The organism is Pseudomonas quasicaspiana (assembly GCF_021147825.1).
GTDB lineage: Bacteria > Pseudomonadota > Gammaproteobacteria > Pseudomonadales > Pseudomonadaceae > Aquipseudomonas > Aquipseudomonas quasicaspiana.
This window is the reverse complement of record NZ_JAGTPI010000014.1, coordinates 34,206-51,348: the sequence shown is the minus strand read 5'-3', so window position 1 is coordinate 51,348 and position 17,143 is coordinate 34,206. Positions and strand designations below refer to the sequence as shown.

At 56.8% G+C, this 17,143-nt stretch carries 17 protein-coding genes and 1 tRNA gene; 10 read left to right on the top strand and 8 right to left on the bottom strand.

Annotated elements, in window-relative coordinates; genetic code table 11:
- Nucleotides 1-114 precede the first annotated feature (114 nt).
- A tRNA-Ser gene (locus KDX30_RS11295) sits at nucleotides 115-205 on the bottom strand.
- Between the two features lie 243 nt (nucleotides 206-448).
- Here KDX30_RS11295 and KDX30_RS11290 point away from each other — a divergent pair.
- The 7 genes from KDX30_RS11290 to KDX30_RS11260 all read left to right on the top strand — a co-directional run bounded on the left by KDX30_RS11290 (nucleotide 449) and on the right by KDX30_RS11260 (nucleotide 4,707).
- Nucleotides 449-1,120, top strand: a complete 672-nt coding sequence (locus KDX30_RS11290; protein WP_027899209.1) for a Bax inhibitor-1/YccA family protein — start codon at nucleotides 449-451, stop codon at nucleotides 1,118-1,120.
- 102 nt (nucleotides 1,121-1,222) lie between these two features.
- Nucleotides 1,223-1,615 (top strand): sulfurtransferase complex subunit TusD, encoded by a 393-nt coding sequence (gene tusD / locus KDX30_RS11285; RefSeq protein ID WP_027899210.1) that lies wholly within the window; start codon nucleotides 1,223-1,225, stop codon nucleotides 1,613-1,615.
- Between the two features lies 1 nt (nucleotide 1,616).
- On the top strand, nucleotides 1,617-1,979 hold the full coding sequence (tusC, locus tag KDX30_RS11280) for a sulfurtransferase complex subunit TusC (RefSeq protein ID WP_231675757.1): 363 nt from the start codon (nucleotides 1,617-1,619) through the stop codon (nucleotides 1,977-1,979).
- Entirely contained in the window at nucleotides 1,979-2,275 is a 297-nt protein-coding gene (gene tusB / locus KDX30_RS11275; protein ID WP_027899212.1) for a sulfurtransferase complex subunit TusB, read from the top strand. Before tusC ends, tusB begins: the two co-directional genes overlap by 1 nt.
- Nucleotides 2,272-2,607, top strand: coding sequence for a TusE/DsrC/DsvC family sulfur relay protein (locus tag KDX30_RS11270; RefSeq protein WP_231675756.1), 336 nt, complete (start codon nucleotides 2,272-2,274; stop codon nucleotides 2,605-2,607). The genes tusB and KDX30_RS11270 overlap by 4 nt, the downstream gene beginning before the upstream one ends.
- Nucleotides 2,604-3,605, top strand: coding sequence for a glycosyl transferase family protein (locus KDX30_RS11265; protein ID WP_099271209.1), 1,002 nt, complete (start codon nucleotides 2,604-2,606; stop codon nucleotides 3,603-3,605). The genes KDX30_RS11270 and KDX30_RS11265 overlap by 4 nt, the downstream gene beginning before the upstream one ends.
- A gap of 94 nt (nucleotides 3,606-3,699) precedes the next feature.
- Nucleotides 3,700-4,707 carry a glutathione S-transferase family protein gene (locus tag KDX30_RS11260; RefSeq protein WP_231675755.1) on the top strand — a complete coding sequence of 336 codons (1,008 nt, stop codon included), beginning with the start codon at nucleotides 3,700-3,702 and terminating at the stop codon, nucleotides 4,705-4,707.
- A gap of 127 nt (nucleotides 4,708-4,834) precedes the next feature.
- Here KDX30_RS11260 and cysG read toward each other — a convergent pair whose 3' ends face one another.
- From cysG to ftsK, 6 genes are all read right to left on the bottom strand, one after another.
- Nucleotides 4,835-6,229, bottom strand: coding sequence for a siroheme synthase CysG (gene cysG, locus KDX30_RS11255; protein ID WP_099271211.1), 1,395 nt, complete (start codon nucleotides 6,227-6,229; stop codon nucleotides 4,835-4,837).
- Nucleotides 6,230-7,510, bottom strand: a complete 1,281-nt coding sequence (gene serS, locus KDX30_RS11250; protein ID WP_099271212.1) for a serine--tRNA ligase — start codon at nucleotides 7,508-7,510, stop codon at nucleotides 6,230-6,232.
- Between the two features lie 16 nt (nucleotides 7,511-7,526).
- A complete protein-coding gene (gene crcB, locus KDX30_RS11245; protein WP_027899218.1) occupies nucleotides 7,527-7,901 on the bottom strand; it encodes a fluoride efflux transporter CrcB in 375 nt (124 codons plus the stop codon).
- Nucleotides 7,901-9,223: a replication-associated recombination protein A gene (locus KDX30_RS11240; protein ID WP_122394824.1), complete on the bottom strand. Its 1,323-nt coding sequence runs from the start codon at nucleotides 9,221-9,223 to the stop codon at nucleotides 7,901-7,903. Before KDX30_RS11240 ends, crcB begins: the two co-directional genes overlap by 1 nt.
- Nucleotides 9,224-9,242: 19 nt before the next feature.
- Entirely contained in the window at nucleotides 9,243-9,866 is a 624-nt protein-coding gene (gene lolA / locus KDX30_RS11235; RefSeq protein WP_027899220.1) for an outer membrane lipoprotein chaperone LolA, read from the bottom strand.
- Between the two features lie 73 nt (nucleotides 9,867-9,939).
- Entirely contained in the window at nucleotides 9,940-12,342 is a 2,403-nt protein-coding gene (ftsK, locus tag KDX30_RS11230) for a DNA translocase FtsK (RefSeq protein WP_027899221.1), read from the bottom strand.
- 502 nt (nucleotides 12,343-12,844) lie between these two features.
- Between ftsK and aat the strand changes: the two genes are divergently transcribed.
- The 3 genes from aat (at nucleotide 12,845) to infA (ending at nucleotide 14,613) form a co-directional block, all read left to right on the top strand.
- Nucleotides 12,845-13,555 (top strand): leucyl/phenylalanyl-tRNA--protein transferase, encoded by a 711-nt coding sequence (gene aat / locus KDX30_RS11225; protein WP_231675754.1) that lies wholly within the window; start codon nucleotides 12,845-12,847, stop codon nucleotides 13,553-13,555.
- 31 nt (nucleotides 13,556-13,586) lie between these two features.
- The gene (locus KDX30_RS11220) at nucleotides 13,587-14,294 is read left to right on the top strand and encodes an arginyltransferase (protein WP_027899223.1); all 708 of its coding nucleotides are present in this window, start codon (nucleotides 13,587-13,589) and stop codon (nucleotides 14,292-14,294) included.
- Nucleotides 14,295-14,394: 100 nt separating this feature from the next.
- Nucleotides 14,395-14,613: a translation initiation factor IF-1 gene (gene infA / locus KDX30_RS11215; protein ID WP_002553999.1), complete on the top strand. Its 219-nt coding sequence runs from the start codon at nucleotides 14,395-14,397 to the stop codon at nucleotides 14,611-14,613.
- 258 nt (nucleotides 14,614-14,871) lie between these two features.
- Here infA and clpA read toward each other — a convergent pair whose 3' ends face one another.
- Entirely contained in the window at nucleotides 14,872-17,142 is a 2,271-nt protein-coding gene (gene clpA, locus KDX30_RS11210; protein ID WP_027899410.1) for an ATP-dependent Clp protease ATP-binding subunit ClpA, read from the bottom strand.
- Nucleotide 17,143: the final 1 nt, after the last annotated feature.

Below are 17,143 nucleotides of genomic sequence, written 5' to 3'. Positions count from 1 at the left end.
GGATGCATGCTCGGGATTGTGGGTTTTGGGGGCACTGACGACAGGCTAGGGCTTTGCGGAAAGCAGGCATAAAAAAAGGGCCTAGATCGCTCTAAGCCCTGATTTTACTGAGTTTGGCGGGAAACCAGGGATTCGAACCCTGGGTACGCTATTAACGTACGCCGGTTTTCAAGACCGGTGCATTCAACCACTCTGCCAATTTCCCGGGTGCTTCAATGCGGAGGTGTGTAGCGTGCAGCCAGGATGTGCCTAAGATAAGAACTCTAGGACCTGTTACAGTCTGCAGTTTTCAAGACTGCTGCCTTAAACCACTCGGCCATACTTCCGTTTGCATTGCGGGCGCCATAATACCGGAATGAAACACGCTGTCAAACTCTCTGGGTGGCTGATTTCAAGTCGTCTGTTATGATCTTTGCAACTTCACATTTCAACCACCAGGAGCTTCGCCATGCGCGAACAGGATTACGCAGTTAATAACGGCGTGCAGGCCGATCAGCTAGAGGTTAGCCGCGTCCTGCGCAACACATACGGCCTTCTGGCTCTGACCCTCGCTTTCAGCGGTGTCATGGCTTTTGTCGCGCAGCAGATGCGCGTTGGCTACCCAAACATTTTCGTGGTGCTGATCGGTTTCTACGGTCTGTTCTTCCTCACCAATAAACTGCGCGATTCGGCGTGGGGCTTGGTGTCGGCGTTCGCGTTGACCGGTTTCATGGGTTTCCTGCTGGGCCCGATCCTCAACCGCTACCTGGGTATGCAGGGCGGCGCTGAAGTGGTCAGCTCGGCATTCGCCATGACGGCATTGGTGTTCGGTGGTCTGTCGGCTTACGTGCTGATTACCCGCAAGGACATGAGCTTCCTCGGTGGCTTCATCACCGCTGGCTTCTTTGTTCTGCTGGCAGCGGTGCTGGCGAGCATGTTCTTCCAGATCAGCGGCCTGCAGTTGGCGATCAGCGCTGGCTTCGTGCTGTTCTCGTCGGTCTGCATTCTGTTCCAGACCAGCGCGATCATTCACGGTGGCGAGCGTAACTACATCATGGCGACCATCAGCCTGTATGTATCGATCTACAACCTGTTTGTCAGCCTGTTGCAGATCTTCGGTATCATGAGCCGCGACGACTAATGAGTCGCCCTGCTTCAACAAAAAGCCCGCCTAGCGGGCTTTTTGCTGTCTAGTGCCCGTGAATTCTTTATCATTGGTCAAGTTTTCTGCTCAGAGCCTGTCATGAAGTTCGCGATCAATCTGTTCAGCGCAGCCCATGCGCCCTCCTCGCGCCGCGCCCTGCTGTTTGCGCAGGCGGCGCTGGCCGGGGGGCATGAGATTGTGCGGTTGTTCTTCTATCAGGACGGCGTTCACAGTGCTTCGGCCAATGTCGTCACGCCTCAGGACGAACAGGACCTGCCCTCGCAATGGCGCGAGTTCATCACCCAGCATCAACTTGACGGTGTGGTGTGCATCGCGGCCGCCTTGCGCCGTGGCGTGCTCAATGCCGAAGAGGCGCAGCGCTATCAGCGGCCCGCGGCCAATCTGCTCGCCCCGTGGGAATTATCCGGGTTGGGCCAGTTACACGACGCGGCGCAAACCGCTGATCGAGTGATCTGTTTCGGAGGGCCTTGAAGTGGCTAAATCAATGTTGATCATCAGCCGCCAGGCACCTTGGTCCGGACCGGGCGCACGCGAGGTGCTGGATATCGTATTGGCCGGTGGCGCTTATGATTTGCCCGTGGGCCTGTTGTTTCTGGACGATGGCGTCTTTCAGTTATTGCCGGAGCAGAACGCCAAGGCCCTGCAACAGAAAGACCTGACCGCCAACCTCAAGGCGCTTTCGATGTTTGGCGTGGAAGATATCTACGCCTGCGGCACGAGCCTTGCCGAGCGCGGCATCCTGCAGGAAGCGGTGGATGAGGACATTCTTCAATTGCCGCAATCTGTAGAAATCGCCGCACTCATTGACCGCTACGATCACGTGATCACAATCTGATGTCGACTTTGCACGTTTTATCTCATTCGCCCTTCACCGACAGCCGCCTGACCAGTTGCCTGCGTCTGCTCGGCGCGGCTGACGGCGTGCTGCTGTGCGGCGACGCCACTTACGCGTTAGCGGACTCAACAGCGCCGCTTGAGGCGCTGCAGGCGCTAAGCGCTAACCAGGTATTTGTGCTTGAAGAGGATATTCAGGCGCGGAGCATGGCGGCGCCAGCCTGGGTGCGAGTCGTCGACTACCCAGGCTTCGTCGAACTCTCGATTCGCTTCGATAAGGTCAACACGTGGCTATGAACGAGTTGAACGTGTCGGGGCGAATCATTGCGCTGGATAAAGACGGGTTTCTGCAAAACCTTGATGACTGGTCGATGGATATTGCCAATGCGCTATCCGGCCGGGAAGGTATTGAACTGAGCCCCGAGCATGTCGAAGTGCTGCTTTTGCTGCGAGATTTCTATAGCGAATTCCAGCTGTCACCCGCGACCCGGCCGTTGATCAAGTACACCGCCCTGAAGCTCGGTCCGGAAAAAGGTAACAGCATGCACCTTAACCGCCTGTTCAACGGCACTCCCGCCAAACTCGCCGCCAAACTGGCGGGCCTGCCAAAGCCGACTAATTGCATATGAACGACTACGCCCCGCTCGTCCTTGAAACACCCGCCGAACATCCGTTCGCCCAATTCGTCCGAATTCTGGGCAAAGGCAAACGTGGAGCCCGCAATCTGACCCGCGAAGAAGCACGGGAAGCCATGGGCATGCTCATTGACGAAAAGGTCGAAGAAAGCCAGTTAGGTGCTTTTCTGATGCTGCTGCGGCATAAGGAAGAAAGCCCGGAGGAATTGGCAGGCTTCACTGAGGCATTGCGCGAACGGTTGAACGCCCCGCCACTTCAGGTCGACATTGACTGGCCCACATATGCGGGCAAGAAGCGCCATTTACCCTGGTACCTGCTGGCGGCCAAATGCCTGGCTGAGAATGGGGTGCGGGTCTTCATGCATGGTGGCGGCGCGCACACTGCCGGGCGCTTGTACACCGAACAGTTGCTGGGTCTGCTGGGCATTCCGCTGTGCCGCAACTGGCATGCGGTGGACGAGGCGCTGCAACAGCATAATCTGGCGTTCTTTCCGCTGGGCGACTGGGCTCCGCAATTACAACGCATGATCGATCTGCGTAACACCCTCGGATTGCGTTCGCCGATTCACTCTCTTGCGCGCATCCTCAATCCGCTCAACGCACGGTGCGGCCTGCAAAGCATTTTCCACCCGGGCTACCAAAGCGTTCATCGTGATGCCAGCGGCTTGCTCGGCAATCACACCATCGTCATCAAGGGCGATGGCGGCGAGGTGGAAATCAATCCCGACACTATCAGCCATCTCTATGGCACCACCGACGGTCAGCCATGGGATGAAGAATGGCCTGCGCTTTCAGACCGCAGACATGTAAAGCCGGCAACTCTCGATCCGCAGCAGCTTGTCGCTCTATGGAAGGGCGAAATCGAAGACAGCTATCCGCAACTGGCACTGATTTCGACGATGGCGCTGGCCCTGCGTGGCTTGGGATTGCCTCGCCCGGAGGCATTTGCACAGGCTGAAGTGTTCTGGAAAAACCGGAATACATCAATTTAACCGATCATTACTCCCGATCCTTTGCGTTATTTGTTCGAACGAATCGGCCTAGACTCTCCTCCAACGCTTTAAGCACATCATTTTGGAGTTTGATATGGGCCTTCTCGTCGAAGGACGCTGGCAAGACCAGTGGTACGAAAGCAGCAAAGATGGCGCGTTTCAGCGTGAGCAGGCGCAACGCCGCAACTGGATCACTAAAGACGGTCAACCAGGACCGTCAGGTGAAGGCGGTTTCAAGGCCGAAGCCGGGCGCTATCATTTGTACGTATCCCTGGCCTGCCCTTGGGCCCACCGCACGCTGATTTATCGCAAGCTGAAAGGGCTGGAAAGCCTGATCGACGTTTCGGTGGTCAGTTGGCTGATGCGTGAACACGGCTGGACCTTCGATTCCGAAAAAGGCTCGACCGGCGATGCACTCGACAATCATGAATTCCTCTATCAGCGCTACCTGGCTGACACCGCCGACTACACCGGCCGGGTCACTGTCCCGCTGCTGTGGGACAAAAAACTGCAGCGCATTGTCAGCAACGAGTCAGCGGAAATCATCCGCATGTTCAACAGTGCCTTTGACGACCTGACCGGTAATCGTCTGGACCTGTATCCAGACGCTCTGCAGTCGCCAATCAATGAGCTGAACGACCGTATTTATCCAGCAGTGAACAACGGCGTGTACCGTGCGGGCTTTGCCACCTCTCAAGGTGCTTATGAAGAGGCATTCGATGATGTCTTCGCCGAACTCGACGCGTTAGAAAAGCTGCTGGGCGAGAAGCGCTATCTGGCGGGTGAATACCTGACTGAAGCAGACGTGCGCTTGTTTACCACCATCGTGCGCTTCGATCCGGTGTATCACGGGCACTTCAAGTGCAACCTGCGACGGATTTCGGACTATCCGAACCTTAGCAACTGGATGCTGGAGTTGTATCAGTGGCCGGGCATCACCGAAACGGTGGACTTCACGCATATCAAGCATCACTACTACGAAAGCCACGGCACCATCAATCCGACAGCTGTTGTGCCTAAAGGCCCGCAGCAGGATCTGGGCAGAGCACATGATCGTGAGCGACTGACGGGACGTGGGATCTGGAACAAGACAGGCGTGTGACCTTGGCACTGTCTCAACGCTATGACAGGTAGGAGGCAACTTGTTGGCGAGGGGTTTGCGCGGTGAATCAGGCCTCACGCCTCGCGAACAAGTTCGCTCCTACCAGTTAGCGCCGTGCTCAGATGCATTAGACCGTAGCCTGAGCACCTTCAAACCAGGCGAGTTTCTCGCGCAGCTTGACCACTTCACCCACGATCACCAATGTCGGCGCATGGACTTCATGCTCCGCCACCATTCGTGGCAAATCGGCCAAGGTGCCTGTAAAAACCCGCTGACTGGAGGTGGTGCCCTGCTGAATTAAAGCTGCCGGCGTATCAGCGGATCGACCGTGCTTAATCAGTTGCTCGCAGATGATCGGCAGACCGATCAGGCCCATGTAAAACACCAGGGTCTGTGCAGGCGCTACCAGATCGCTCCACGGCAAATCACTGGTACCGTTTTTCAAGTGCCCGGTGATGAAACGTACTGATTGCGCATGGTCACGGTGAGTCAGCGGAATACCGGCATACGCCGCGCAACCGCTGGCTGCCGTGATACCTGGTACGACCTGAAAGGGAATGCCGTGAGCGGCCAGTTCTTCGATCTCTTCACCGCCACGGCCGAAGATGAACGGATCACCGCCCTTCAACCGCAGAACGCGCTTGCCCTGCTTGGCCAGATCAACCAGTTGCTTGTTGATCTCGTCTTGCGGCACTGCGTGCTCCGCGCGGCGCTTGCCCACATAGACACGCTCGGCATCGCGTCGGCACAAATCCAGAATTGCCGGGGCCACAAGGCGGTCATACAGCACCACATCGGCCTGCTGCATGAGCCGTAGCGCACGGAAGGTCAGCAAGTCAGGATCACCCGGACCTGCACCTACCAGATAAACTTCACCGGGAGCATGCGGCGCATCGCCTGCAATCTTGGCGATCAGCAGACGCTCGGCTTCAGCGCCCTGCCCGGCCAGTTGCCGGTCAGCAATCGGGCCCTGGAAAACCTCTTCCCAGAAGGCGCGACGCTGAGTGACGTCCGGAAACAGATTCTTCACCTGACTACGGAAACGCGCCGCCAGCCCAGCAAGCTGGCCATAAGTCGACGGAATCCAGGTTTCCAGCTTGGCACGAATCAAACGCGCCAGCACCGGAGCGTCGCCGCCGCTGGAAACCGCGATGACCAGAGGCGAGCGATCCACGATGGCAGGGAAGATCACGCTGCACAGAGCAGGCGCATCCACCACGTTGACCGGTACACAACGCCGCTTGGCATCCTGAGACACCTGAGCGTTGAGAGGCTCGTCATCGGTGGCAGCAATGATCAGCACACAACCGTCCAGATCACTGACGTTGTAGCCACGCAGAATCAGATGCCCGCCACTTTTCTCAACCAGCTCACGCAGTTGTGGCTCGATCTCTGGCGCGACTACTCGAATGACAGCACCGGCCTCGGCAATGAGGCGGGATTTGCGCAATGCAATCTCGCCACCGCCCACGACCAGCACTTGGCTGCCACGCAGGTTATGGAACAGCGGCAGAAATTCCATCTAGCCGATGACCTCAAGGCCGCCCATGTAAGGTTTGAGCACGTCCGGCACACGGATCGAACCGTCAGCCTGCTGGTAGTTTTCCAGCACAGCAACCAGAGTACGGCCAACTGCCAGACCCGAACCGTTCAGGGTATGAACCAGTTCTGGTTTGCCGGTTTCCGGGTTGCGCCAGCGAGCCTGCATGCGACGCGCCTGGAAGTCACCGCAGTTGGAGCACGACGAAATCTCGCGGAATTTATCCTGGCTAGGAATCCAAACTTCCAGGTCGTAGGTTTTCACAGCGCTGAAACCCATGTCGCCGGTGCACAGCGCCAGCACGCGATAAGGCAGCTCCAGCAACTGCAGAACGCGCTCAGCGTTTGCAGTCAGGCCTTCCAGGGCTTCCATGGATTTTTCAGGCTCGACGATCTGCACCATCTCGACCTTGTCGAACTGGTGCTGACGGATCATGCCGCGGGTATCACGACCCGATGCGCCCGCTTCGCTGCGGAAGCAAGGCGTGTGAGCCACGAACTTCAAAGGCATCTGTTTGGCGTCGAGGATTTCGCCGGCCACGATGTTGGTCAGCGAAACTTCTGCGGTAGGAATCAGGTACAGATCCGCCTCGCCTTCACGGGAAATCTTGAACAGGTCTTCTTCGAACTTCGGCAGTTGACCGGTGCCCTGCAAGGCAGGTGCCTGAACCAGATAAGGCGTGTAGGCCTCTTCGTAGCCATGTTCGTTGATGTGCAGGTTGATCATGAACTGCGCCAGCGCACGATGCAGGCGGGCAATCGGGCCACGCAGCAAAGCGAAACGTGCACCGGACAATTTGGCGGCCGTTTCAAAATCCAGCCAGCCGTATTTCTCGCCCAGCGCAACGTGATCCTGAACCTGAAAGTCAAACGAGGCTGGCGTGCCCCAGGTGCGGACTTCAACGTTTTCGTCTTCGTCAGCGCCCACCGGTACCGACTCGTGAGGCAGGTTCGGCATGCTCAGGAGCATGGCGTCCAGCTCGGCCTGAATACCATCCAGCTCTTTCTTGCCGGTGTTGAGCTCTTCGGCCATGCGGTCGATGTCGGCCATCAGCGGTGCGATGTCTTCACCGCGTTGCTTGGCCTGACCGATGGATTTGGAACGGGAATTACGCTCGGCCTGAAGCTGTTCAGTGCGGGTCTGAACGGTCTTGCGCTGGGCTTCCAGCGCTTCGATGCGGGCAACGTCCAGTGTAAAGCCACGGGAAGCCAGGCGATCCGCTACGTCCTGAAGTTGGGTACGTAACAGTTTGGAATCGAGCATATCGTTCTCTCGTTTATCAAAGTCTGGTAAGGGACAGGCCAACCCATGTCGCGAGCAGCCCGCCGAACACGCTGATACCGGCATAGCCAAGGGCCAACGGCATTTGCCCGCTTTCAAGCAGGCGCAGCGTATCCAGTGAAAAGGATGAAAAGGTCGTAAGACCGCCAACAAAGCCGACGATAAGGCCGGCGCGAATCTCTATCGGTACTTCCGGGCGCAACAGGAACAGGCCATAAAGCACACCGATAATCAGGCAACCGACGATGTTCACTGCCAGGGTTGCCGCGTAAAAATGCTTCGGCCAATTCGCGCTAACCCACGTGCCAGCAGCGAAGCGCAATAATGTACCAGCGATACCGGCAATCGACACCGCAAGAATGGTTTTGAGCACTACTTTCTCCGCTGACGAGGGCTGGAAGCATCGAGAGCAGCCAGATGCTTGAGCTTTTCGCCGATTTTCAGCTCAAGACCACGGGGCACCGGCTGGTAATACTGACGCGGTTCGAGGTCGTCAGGGAAGTAATCCTCACCCGCGGCGTAAGCATCCGGCTCGTCATGGGCATACCGGTACTCTTCACCATAACCCAGCTGCTTCATGAGCTTGGTCGGCGCGTTGCGCAAATGAAGCGGCACTTCCAGCGAGCCGTGTTCAGTGGCTTCGCGCATTGCAGCCTTGAATCCCATGTACACCGCGTTGCTTTTAGGCGCGCAAGCCAGATAAACAATCGCCTGAGCAACGGCCAGCTCACCTTCCGGACTGCCCAGTCGCTCCTGAACATCCCACGCCGACATGCATAACGGCAACGCACGGGGATCGGCATTGCCGATGTCTTCACTGGCCATACGGACCACGCGTCGCGCCAGATACAGAGGGTCGCAGCCACCATCGATCATGCGCGCAAACCAATACAACGCCGCATCCGGGTTGGAACCGCGAATGGATTTATGAAGGGCGGAAATCTGGTCGTAGAACGCTTCGCCACCTTTGTCAAAACGCCGACGGCTGTCGCCCATCAGGCTTTGAAGTAGCTCCAGGCTGATTTCCGAGCCATCTTCAGCAAGGTCCGACGCGTTTTCCAGCAGATTCAGCATGCGCCGACCGTCACCGTCGGCAGCGGCCATGAGCATGGCAAAACCTTCATCGCTCAGACTCAACTGATGCTTGCCCAGCCCGCGCTCTTCGGTCAGCGCGCGATTGACCAGCTTGCGCAGCGCGGCTTCATCAAGGCTCTTGAGGACATACACCCGGGCCCGGGACAGCAGCGCGTTGTTGAGTTCAAACGAAGGGTTTTCGGTGGTCGCGCCAATAAAGATCAGCGTGCCGTCTTCGACATAAGGCAGAAAGGCATCCTGCTGGGACTTGTTGAAGCGGTGTACTTCATCGACAAACAAGATAGTGCGACGGCCGTATTGCCCGGCCTGCTGCTTGGCAACTTCTACCGCCTGGCGAATCTCTTTGACCCCGGCCAGTACCGCAGAAACAGTCTCAAAGTGCGCATCCGAGACTTTCGCCAGGAGCCGGGCCAGCGTGGTTTTACCCACACCGGGCGGCCCCCAGAAAATCATCGAATGCAGAGCACCCTGCTCAAGCGCCTCGCGCAAAGGCTTGCCGTGAGCCAGCAAATGCTCCTGACCGACGTACTCATCCAGATTGGTCGCACGCAAACGCGCAGCCAATGGTTGTGCAATCGGTTCACTTCGAAACAGGTCCATGGACAACCGTTAAAACCTCTTATTCCTGAATGACGTCAGCGCCTTTCGGAATCTGGAACTGGAATTTGCTCGCCGGGATCGCCTCATTGGCTTTCACGCCGGTGAACAGGATATTGGTGCGTTGGCCGACGCTGTCAATTAGCTGCATGTCATTGATCATGCCGTTACGGAACGACAGACGCAGGCTGTCGAACAGGGTGTCCTTGGTTTTAGGCTTGAGCGTGAAATCGATCACGCCGCCTGCTTCCTTGGCGGTGATATCAAAACTTTCGCTGATCTTCGACACATCACCGGACAACAACAGTGCCGGCGTCTGAGTCAGTCGCTGGTCGAGGGTCTTGATGGTGACCTGCTCCAGGTCCGGGTCCCACAGGGAAACCTTCTTGCCGTCAGAAACCATCAATTGCTCTTGCGGAGCATCGGTGTGCCAGTTGAACAGGCCAGGACGCTGCAGGGCCATTTCACCCGAAGTTTCCTGCAACTGGGTGCCGCCGCCGTCCAGGGTCAACTGGGAAAAACGCGCAGTCAGGGTTTTGGACGTCTCCAGCAACTGAGTCAGACGAGCGACGTCTTTGCTGTCGGCGTGCGCCGGAATCGCGGAGAAAGTCAGTGCAGTTACCAACAACATGCGGAAAAGACGCATGGGAGTCCTCATTGAGTTCGGTGGAGTCTCGCCAGCTATTGATCGCTGGCGAGGCATTTATGGAAGTGCGCGATCAGTCGCGCATCGGGGCCGGCGCAATTACTTCACGCGAGCCATTGGTATTCATGGAGGTCACGACGCCAGCCATTTCCATGGCCTCGATCATCCGGGCAGCACGGTTGTAGCCAATCTTCAGCTTGCGCTGTACCGCGGAAATCGAAGCCCGGCGGCTTTCCAGCACGAACTTGACCGCCTCGTCATAGAGCGCATCGCTTTCGCTGTCTTCGCCGCCCTCGCCACTGCCGCCGTCGAACCCGCTACCAGCCTCCTCGACACCGGCCAGAATATCGTCGTTGTAATCCGGCGTGCCACGCAGCTTCCAGGCCTCAACCACGCGGTGTACTTCCTCATCGGAAACAAATGCACCGTGAACACGAATCGGCAAGCTGGTGCCTGGAGGCATGTACAGCATGTCACCGTGACCCAGCAATTGCTCGGCACCGCCCTGGTCGATGATGGTTCGCGAGTCGATCTTGCTCGACACCTGAAACGCCATACGCGTCGGGATGTTGGCCTTGATCAGACCGGTAATCACGTCAACCGATGGACGCTGGGTCGCGAGAATCAGGTGGATACCCGCCGCACGAGCCTTCTGGGCAATACGCGCAATCAGCTCTTCGACCTTCTTGCCGACGATCATCATCATGTCGGCGAACTCGTCCACCACCACAACGATAGTCGGCAGCTTGGTCAGCAGCGGCGCTTCATCATGAATACTTTCGCGCTTGTAGAGCGGATCCGCCAGCGGCGTGCCTGCGTCCTGAGCTTCCTTGACCTTCTGGTTGAAGCCGGACAGGTTACGCACGCCCATCTTCGCCATCAGCTTGTAGCGCCGCTCCATTTCGGCAACGCTCCAGCGCAAGGCATTGGCGGCGTCTTTCATGTCTGTGACGACCGGGCAAAGCAGGTGCGGAATGCCTTCGTAGATCGACAGCTCAAGCATTTTCGGGTCGATCATGATCAGCTTGGCGTCTTCCGGGCCAGACTTGAACAGAATCGACAGGATCATGGCGTTTACACCCACCGACTTACCGGAACCGGTCGTACCGGCCACCAGCAAGTGAGGCATCTTCGCCAGGTCGGTGATGACCGGCTTACCGCCGATGTCATGACCCAGTGCCAGCGTGACCGGCGACTTGGCGTTGTCGTACTCAGGGGTCGAAAGGACCTCGGAGAAACGCACGATCTGCCGGTCTTCGTTGGGAATCTCGATACCGACTGTGGTCTTGCCTGGAATGACTTCAACCACACGAACGCTGGTCACAGCCAGGGAACGCGCGAGGTCTTTGGCGAGGTTGGCAATACGGCTGACCTTGACGCCTGCTGCTGGCTGGATCTCGTACCGGGTAATCACCGGACCCGGATGAATGGAATCCACCGACACTTCGACGCCAAACTCCTTGAGCTTGATTTCCAGCAAGTGGCCAACGGCGGCGAGAGACTCAGGAGAATAATTGAGCTGCTTCTTTTCCGCCGGATCAAGGATCGAGATCGGAGGCAAGGTGCCTTCTACGGCGCTATCAACAAACAACGGTGCCTGTTTTTCCTTCAGTACACGCTTGCTTGGCTCTGGTGCCTTGGCAGGAGCAGGCGCAATGACGGCCGGAATATGGGTTTCACGAGCGGCCATATGCGTGCTCAAGGCCTTCTCGCGCTCGATCAGACGTTCTTTGGCCTTCGCCTGCTCACGACGATCGGACGTAGCGGGCGCAACCACTTCGTTGACGCGGTCATCCACTTCACGCAGTTGTGCAACCATCTGCTTGCGCTCATTACGCGCCGCCCACCAGTTGTTGACCGCATCGTAAAACAGTTCGAACAGATCAAGGGTGATCTTGCCGGTCACATCCATGACCTTGAACCACGAAAGATCGGTAAACACGGTAAGGCCAAACAGGAACAAGGCGATGAATAACAGCGTACTGCCCTGAATATTCAGGGCCTTCTTGGCCATGTCACCGAGAATCTCGCCCAGCACACCACCTGCCGAGCCCGGGAAACCTGCCGCAAAATGGAAGTGAATATGCGCCAGCGCAGCACCAGCAAGCACCAGAAACACCAGACCGATAAGCCGCCACGAAAAAAGCCAGCCGCTCCACTGCCACGGCTCATGGCGATGACGGAACACCTGCCAGGCCTTGACGGCCAGCAACAGCGGGAAAATGTAGGCAAAGTAGCCCAGCACCATGAACAGGATATCGGCACAGAAGGCGCCAGCACGGCCGGCCGCGTTCTGAACCTCCACCGAGCTGCTGGTATGACTCCAGCCCGGGTCGTTCTGGTCATAGGTCAGCAACGCCATCATCAAATACAGGCACAGCGCGCCAAAGGCGATCAATGCACCTTCCTTGAGCCGGTAGTGCAATTGCTGCCGCCAGAGCGGAACGGGGCTGGGTACTGCGGTGGATTTCTTCAAAACGCTTTTATTCCTGCGCTAGAGCGCGAACATCTGGTGATTGACTACCAACGACTGAATCTGCAAAACAATTTGCCATGCCATACAGCTTGAACGGCAGCTTGCAAAGCGCGCATTGTACGGATTTGTACGCCTGATGCCACGGTAGCATCCTGCCTTGTAAACGGCGTTCTGGCCGGGTAGTTTCGGATTGTGCTGTCGGACGAAGCCAGCCTTGGCTGATGGTCAAACGCCCGTTGCTCGCCAAACATTAGTCTGGCGTGGACATGGCCCATCTTCAAGCCCCGCCGCAAACGTTGAATTTGAGCATGCATTCTCTTTTGTGACAAAGACTTATGCCGTATTTTTTAACCGAACGATCAATTGTCCATACGGCTTCACGTATCAAGGAGCACGCGCAAGACGCTTGCGTGCGACAGACGACCGATTATGACCACGACTGCCGTATGGAGTTGCAATCGCGCTGGTTCCCCCGCCCTCCCCTTCCGTAAAGTGCTGCCCTATGCTGACCTGGCTAAAACGTGACAACCTGATTTTTCCGCCGCTGGAAAAAGCCTTGCGTGAACCCGATGGCCTGCTCGCAGCAGGGGGCGATCTGTCTGCCGACCGACTGGTGCAGGCTTATCGTCATGGCTGCTTTCCCTGGTTTCAGGATGGGCAGCCCATTCTCTGGTGGTCACCCGATCCAAGAACCGTGATCTTCCCTGATGAACTCCATGTTTCACGCAGCCTTGCCAAACTGATACGTCAGGAGCGCTATCGCGTGACCTTCGATCAGAATTTCGCGGAGGTGATACGGGCGTGCGCCGGGCCACGTGCCTACGCTGACGGCACCTGGATTACCGGCTCAATACAGGCCGCTTATCTGGAATTGCACCAACGCGGCTACGCCCACAGTGTAGAAGTGTGGGAAAACGACGTGCTGGTTGGCGGGCTTTATGGACTGGCGATGGGGCAGCTATTTTTTGGCGAGTCGATGTTCAGTCGGGCTGACAATGCCTCCAAGGTTGGCTTTGCCACACTGGTGGAGCGCTTGAAAGCCTGGGGATTCGTGCTGATTGACTGCCAGATGCATACCAGGCACCTACAAAGCTTCGGTGCCAGGCCCATTTCACGCAAAGCGTTTTCCGATTTCCTGACTCGGCATCTGGATCAGCCTAATAACGCCGACTGGCTGCCTAGGCGAGTTCAGCAGGCTGACATACACTCTTGATAACGATTTATTTTTTGCGGCGGGGGCAATCATGACAGAGCTGGCGCGGCTGAAGTTTTATGCCACTCAACCCCACTCGTGCAGCTATTTGCCGGAAGAGCAAGCCACCACGCTGTTTCTGGACCCCAGCCAGCCGATGGACGTGGAAGTTTACGCCGATCTTTCGGACATGGGCTTTCGCCGTAGCGGCGACCATCTTTATCGACCCCATTGTCAAAACTGCAGTGCTTGCGTGCCTGCGCGCATCCCGGTCGATCTTTTTTCGCCTGACCGGCAACAAAAGCGTATTTTCAAACGCAACGCCGACATTGAAGTGCGCTGCACTAAACCGCGTTTTACTGAAGAATATTTCGACCTCTACCAACGCTACATCGAACAGCGCCATGCTGACGGCGACATGTTTCCACCTAGCCGCGATCAATTTTCGACTTTTTTAGTACGCGACCTGCCGTTCTGCAGATTCTATGAATTTCGCCTGGATAATCGCCTGCTGGCAGTCGCTGTTACCGACGTACTGCCCAACGGCCTTTCTGCGGTTTATACCTTCTACGAACCCACTGAAGAACGCCGCAGTCTGGGGCGCTACGCCATTTTGTGGCAAATCGCCGAAGCTGCACGCCAGCAGCTGCATGCGGTGTACCTGGGCTACTGGATAAAGAACTGCCAAAAGATGAATTACAAGACCCAATATCGACCCATCGAGCTGCTGACAAACCAAAGATGGATCACTCTTTATTGAAGACCTTGGCTTAACCGGCATTTTTCGGGCACAATGCACGCCGCTTTTGCCTGGCGCCACTTGCACCGGGCCACTCATTAGATACCGAGGGCTTTACTGCATGTCGAAAGAAGACAGCTTCGAAATGGAAGGCACTGTCGTCGACACCCTGCCCAACACCATGTTTCGTGTGGAGTTGGAAAACGGGCACGTCGTAACCGCGCATATCTCCGGCAAGATGCGCAAGAATTACATCCGTATTCTTACCGGTGACAAGGTGCGTGTTGAACTGACGCCCTACGACTTGAGCAAAGGGCGCATTACTTACCGCGCTCGATAAGCAAGTCTTAACAAAAACGCCCGGCTTCTGCCGGGCGTTTTTGTGTGCCCGGTTTTTATGGAAAAACTCGTCATCCTGTAGGAGCTGCCGAAAACTGCGAAGCGTTCATTCTGAAACCTCGCAATCGCAGCCTTCGGCAGCTCCTACAGTTCTGTGTTGGCTGCAACACAGCGCAGCGCCAACAACACCGTCAATCTGTACACAACAAAAAACCCCGCACCTCTTTCGAGATGCGGGGCTTTGGTGGGCCGGTAAGACCTAGGCCATTTCTGCTGTGGTTTCGTAGTCGAAGGTGATCTCGCCGTCCCTGAAGTCGATGTGTACCACACCGCCATGGTCGGCCAGCTCGCCAAACAGGATCTCCTCGGCCAACGGACGCTTGATCTTGTCTTGAATCAAACGCGCCATTGGACGGGCACCCATTGCGGCATCGTAACCACCTTGTGCCAGATAGCTTCTCGCCGCCTCGGTCACCTCAAGCAGCACACGCTTGTCTTCCAGCTGCGCCTGAAGCTCGGTGAGGAACTTGTCCACCACGCTTTTGATGACCTCATGACTGAGGCGACCAAATTGAATGATGGTGTCCAGACGGTTGCGGAACTCAGGCGTGAAGCTCTTCTTGATGACTTCCATCGCATCAGACGAATGGTCCTGATGAGTGAAGCCAATCGAAGCCCGGGCCGCCGATTCAGCACCAGCGTTGGTGGTCATGATCACGATCACATTACGGAAGTCCGCTTTGCGCCCGTTGTTATCGGTCAGCGTCCCGTGGTCCATCACCTGCAAGAGCAGGTTGAAAACTTCCGGATGCGCCTTCTCGATTTCATCGAGCAGCAGCACGCAATGCGGCTGCTTGGTGATCGCTTCGGTCAGAAGACCGCCCTGATCAAAACCAACATAACCTGGCGGAGCACCTATCAAGCGAGAAACAGTGTGCCGCTCCATGTACTCGGACATGTCGAAACGCACCAGCTCGATACCAAGCGCCTTGGCCAACTGACGAGCGGCTTCGGTCTTGCCGACACCGGTAGGACCGGCGAACAGGAACGAACCCACTGGTTTGTCAGGTGACTTCAGGCCAGCACGAGACAACTTGATCGCGGTGGACAGCGAATCGATCGCCGCATCCTGACCAAATACGGTCAGCTTCAGGTCTCGCTCAAGATTCCTCAGCAACTCCTTGTCGGAGCTGTTGACGTGTTTAGGCGGAATTCGTGCGATTTTCGCGACTATGTCTTCAACCTGCGCCACTTCGATGCGTTTCACGCGCTTCTCGACCGGCTGCAAGCGCTGGTAAGCCCCCGCCTCGTCGATCACATCGATCGCTTTATCAGGCATGTGACGGTCATTGATATAGCGCGATGCCAGTTCAGCAGCGGCACGCAAGGCTTCATCGCTGTACTCGATGTCGTGATGCGACTCGAAACGCCCTTTGAGGCCTCTCAGGATGCCGATGGTGTCTTCAACCGACGGCTCCGAGACGTCGACCTTCTGGAAACGCCGGGCCAAAGCGCGATCTTTTTCGAAGATGCCACGGAATTCCTGAAAGGTCGTCGAGCCGATGCAGCGAATATCACCTGACGAAAGCAGCGGCTTGAGCAGGTTAGACGCATCCATCACACCACCGGACGCAGCACCTGCGCCAATGATCGTGTGAATTTCATCGATAAACAGGATCGCGTGAGGACGCTTTTTCAGCTCGCCGAGCAACGCCTTGAAGCGCTTCTCGAAATCACCGCGATATTTGGTGCCCGCCAGCAGTGCTCCCAGATCAAGGGAATACACCACACTATTGGCCAGTAGATCAGGCACCTGATTGTCCACAATGCGCTTGGCCAGACCTTCAGCAATAGCGGTTTTGCCGACACCAGCCTCGCCTACCAGAAGCGGGTTGTTCTTGCGCCGACGCGCCAGAATCTGCGCGACTCGCTCGACTTCCTGCTCACGGCCGACCAGAGGGTCAATACGCCCCTGACGCGCTAATTCGTTAAGGTTGCTGGCATACGCATCCAGCGGATTACCTGAAGCAGAAGACTCACCACCCTCGTCGTCCTGCATATCTTGCTCACCTTCAGAGTGATCGCCCTGCCCAGGCACTTTGGATATGCCGTGGGCAATATAGTTGACGACATCTATGCGAGCCACGCTCTGCTGCTTGAGCAGAAACACTGCCTGGCTTTCCTGCTCACTGAAAATTGCAACCAGCACGTTTGCGCCGGTGACTTCACGCTTGCCCGAGCTCTGTACATGGAATACAGCACGTTGCAGGACGCGTTGGAAGCCCAGGGTTGGCTGGGTCTCGCGATCCTCGTCATGGACGGGAATCAGCGGCGTGGTGGAGTCGATGAACTCCTGCAAATCATGCTTGAGCTTATCGAGGTTTGCGCCGCAGGCACGCAGAACAGTGGCGGCAGCCTCATTGTCCAATAAAGCCAGCAGAAGGTGCTCGACAGTCATGAATTCATGACGTTTCGAACGAGCCTCCTTGAAGGCCAGATTGAGGGTGACTTCGAGCTCACGGTTTAACATA

Coding starts and splice junctions, on each gene's coding strand:
- aat (WP_231675754.1), top strand. CDS start 12,845: ATGCTGACCTGGCTAAAACGTGACAACCTGATTTTTCCGCCGCTGGAA.
- serS (WP_099271212.1), bottom strand. CDS start 7,510: ATGCTCGATTCCAAACTGTTACGTACCCAACTTCAGGACGTAGCGGAT.
- cysG (WP_099271211.1), bottom strand. CDS start 6,229: ATGGAATTTCTGCCGCTGTTCCATAACCTGCGTGGCAGCCAAGTGCTG.
- KDX30_RS11265 (WP_099271209.1), top strand. CDS start 2,604: ATGAACGACTACGCCCCGCTCGTCCTTGAAACACCCGCCGAACATCCG.
- tusD (WP_027899210.1), top strand. CDS start 1,223: ATGAAGTTCGCGATCAATCTGTTCAGCGCAGCCCATGCGCCCTCCTCG.
- KDX30_RS11220 (WP_027899223.1), top strand. CDS start 13,587: ATGACAGAGCTGGCGCGGCTGAAGTTTTATGCCACTCAACCCCACTCG.
- lolA (WP_027899220.1), bottom strand. CDS start 9,866: ATGCGTCTTTTCCGCATGTTGTTGGTAACTGCACTGACTTTCTCCGCG.
- KDX30_RS11270 (WP_231675756.1), top strand. CDS start 2,272: ATGAACGAGTTGAACGTGTCGGGGCGAATCATTGCGCTGGATAAAGAC.
- KDX30_RS11240 (WP_122394824.1), bottom strand. CDS start 9,223: ATGGACCTGTTTCGAAGTGAACCGATTGCACAACCATTGGCTGCGCGT.
- tusB (WP_027899212.1), top strand. CDS start 1,979: ATGTCGACTTTGCACGTTTTATCTCATTCGCCCTTCACCGACAGCCGC.
- KDX30_RS11290 (WP_027899209.1), top strand. CDS start 449: ATGCGCGAACAGGATTACGCAGTTAATAACGGCGTGCAGGCCGATCAG.
- KDX30_RS11260 (WP_231675755.1), top strand. CDS start 3,700: ATGGGCCTTCTCGTCGAAGGACGCTGGCAAGACCAGTGGTACGAAAGC.
- infA (WP_002553999.1), top strand. CDS start 14,395: ATGTCGAAAGAAGACAGCTTCGAAATGGAAGGCACTGTCGTCGACACC.
- clpA (WP_027899410.1), bottom strand. CDS start 17,142: ATGTTAAACCGTGAGCTCGAAGTCACCCTCAATCTGGCCTTCAAGGAG.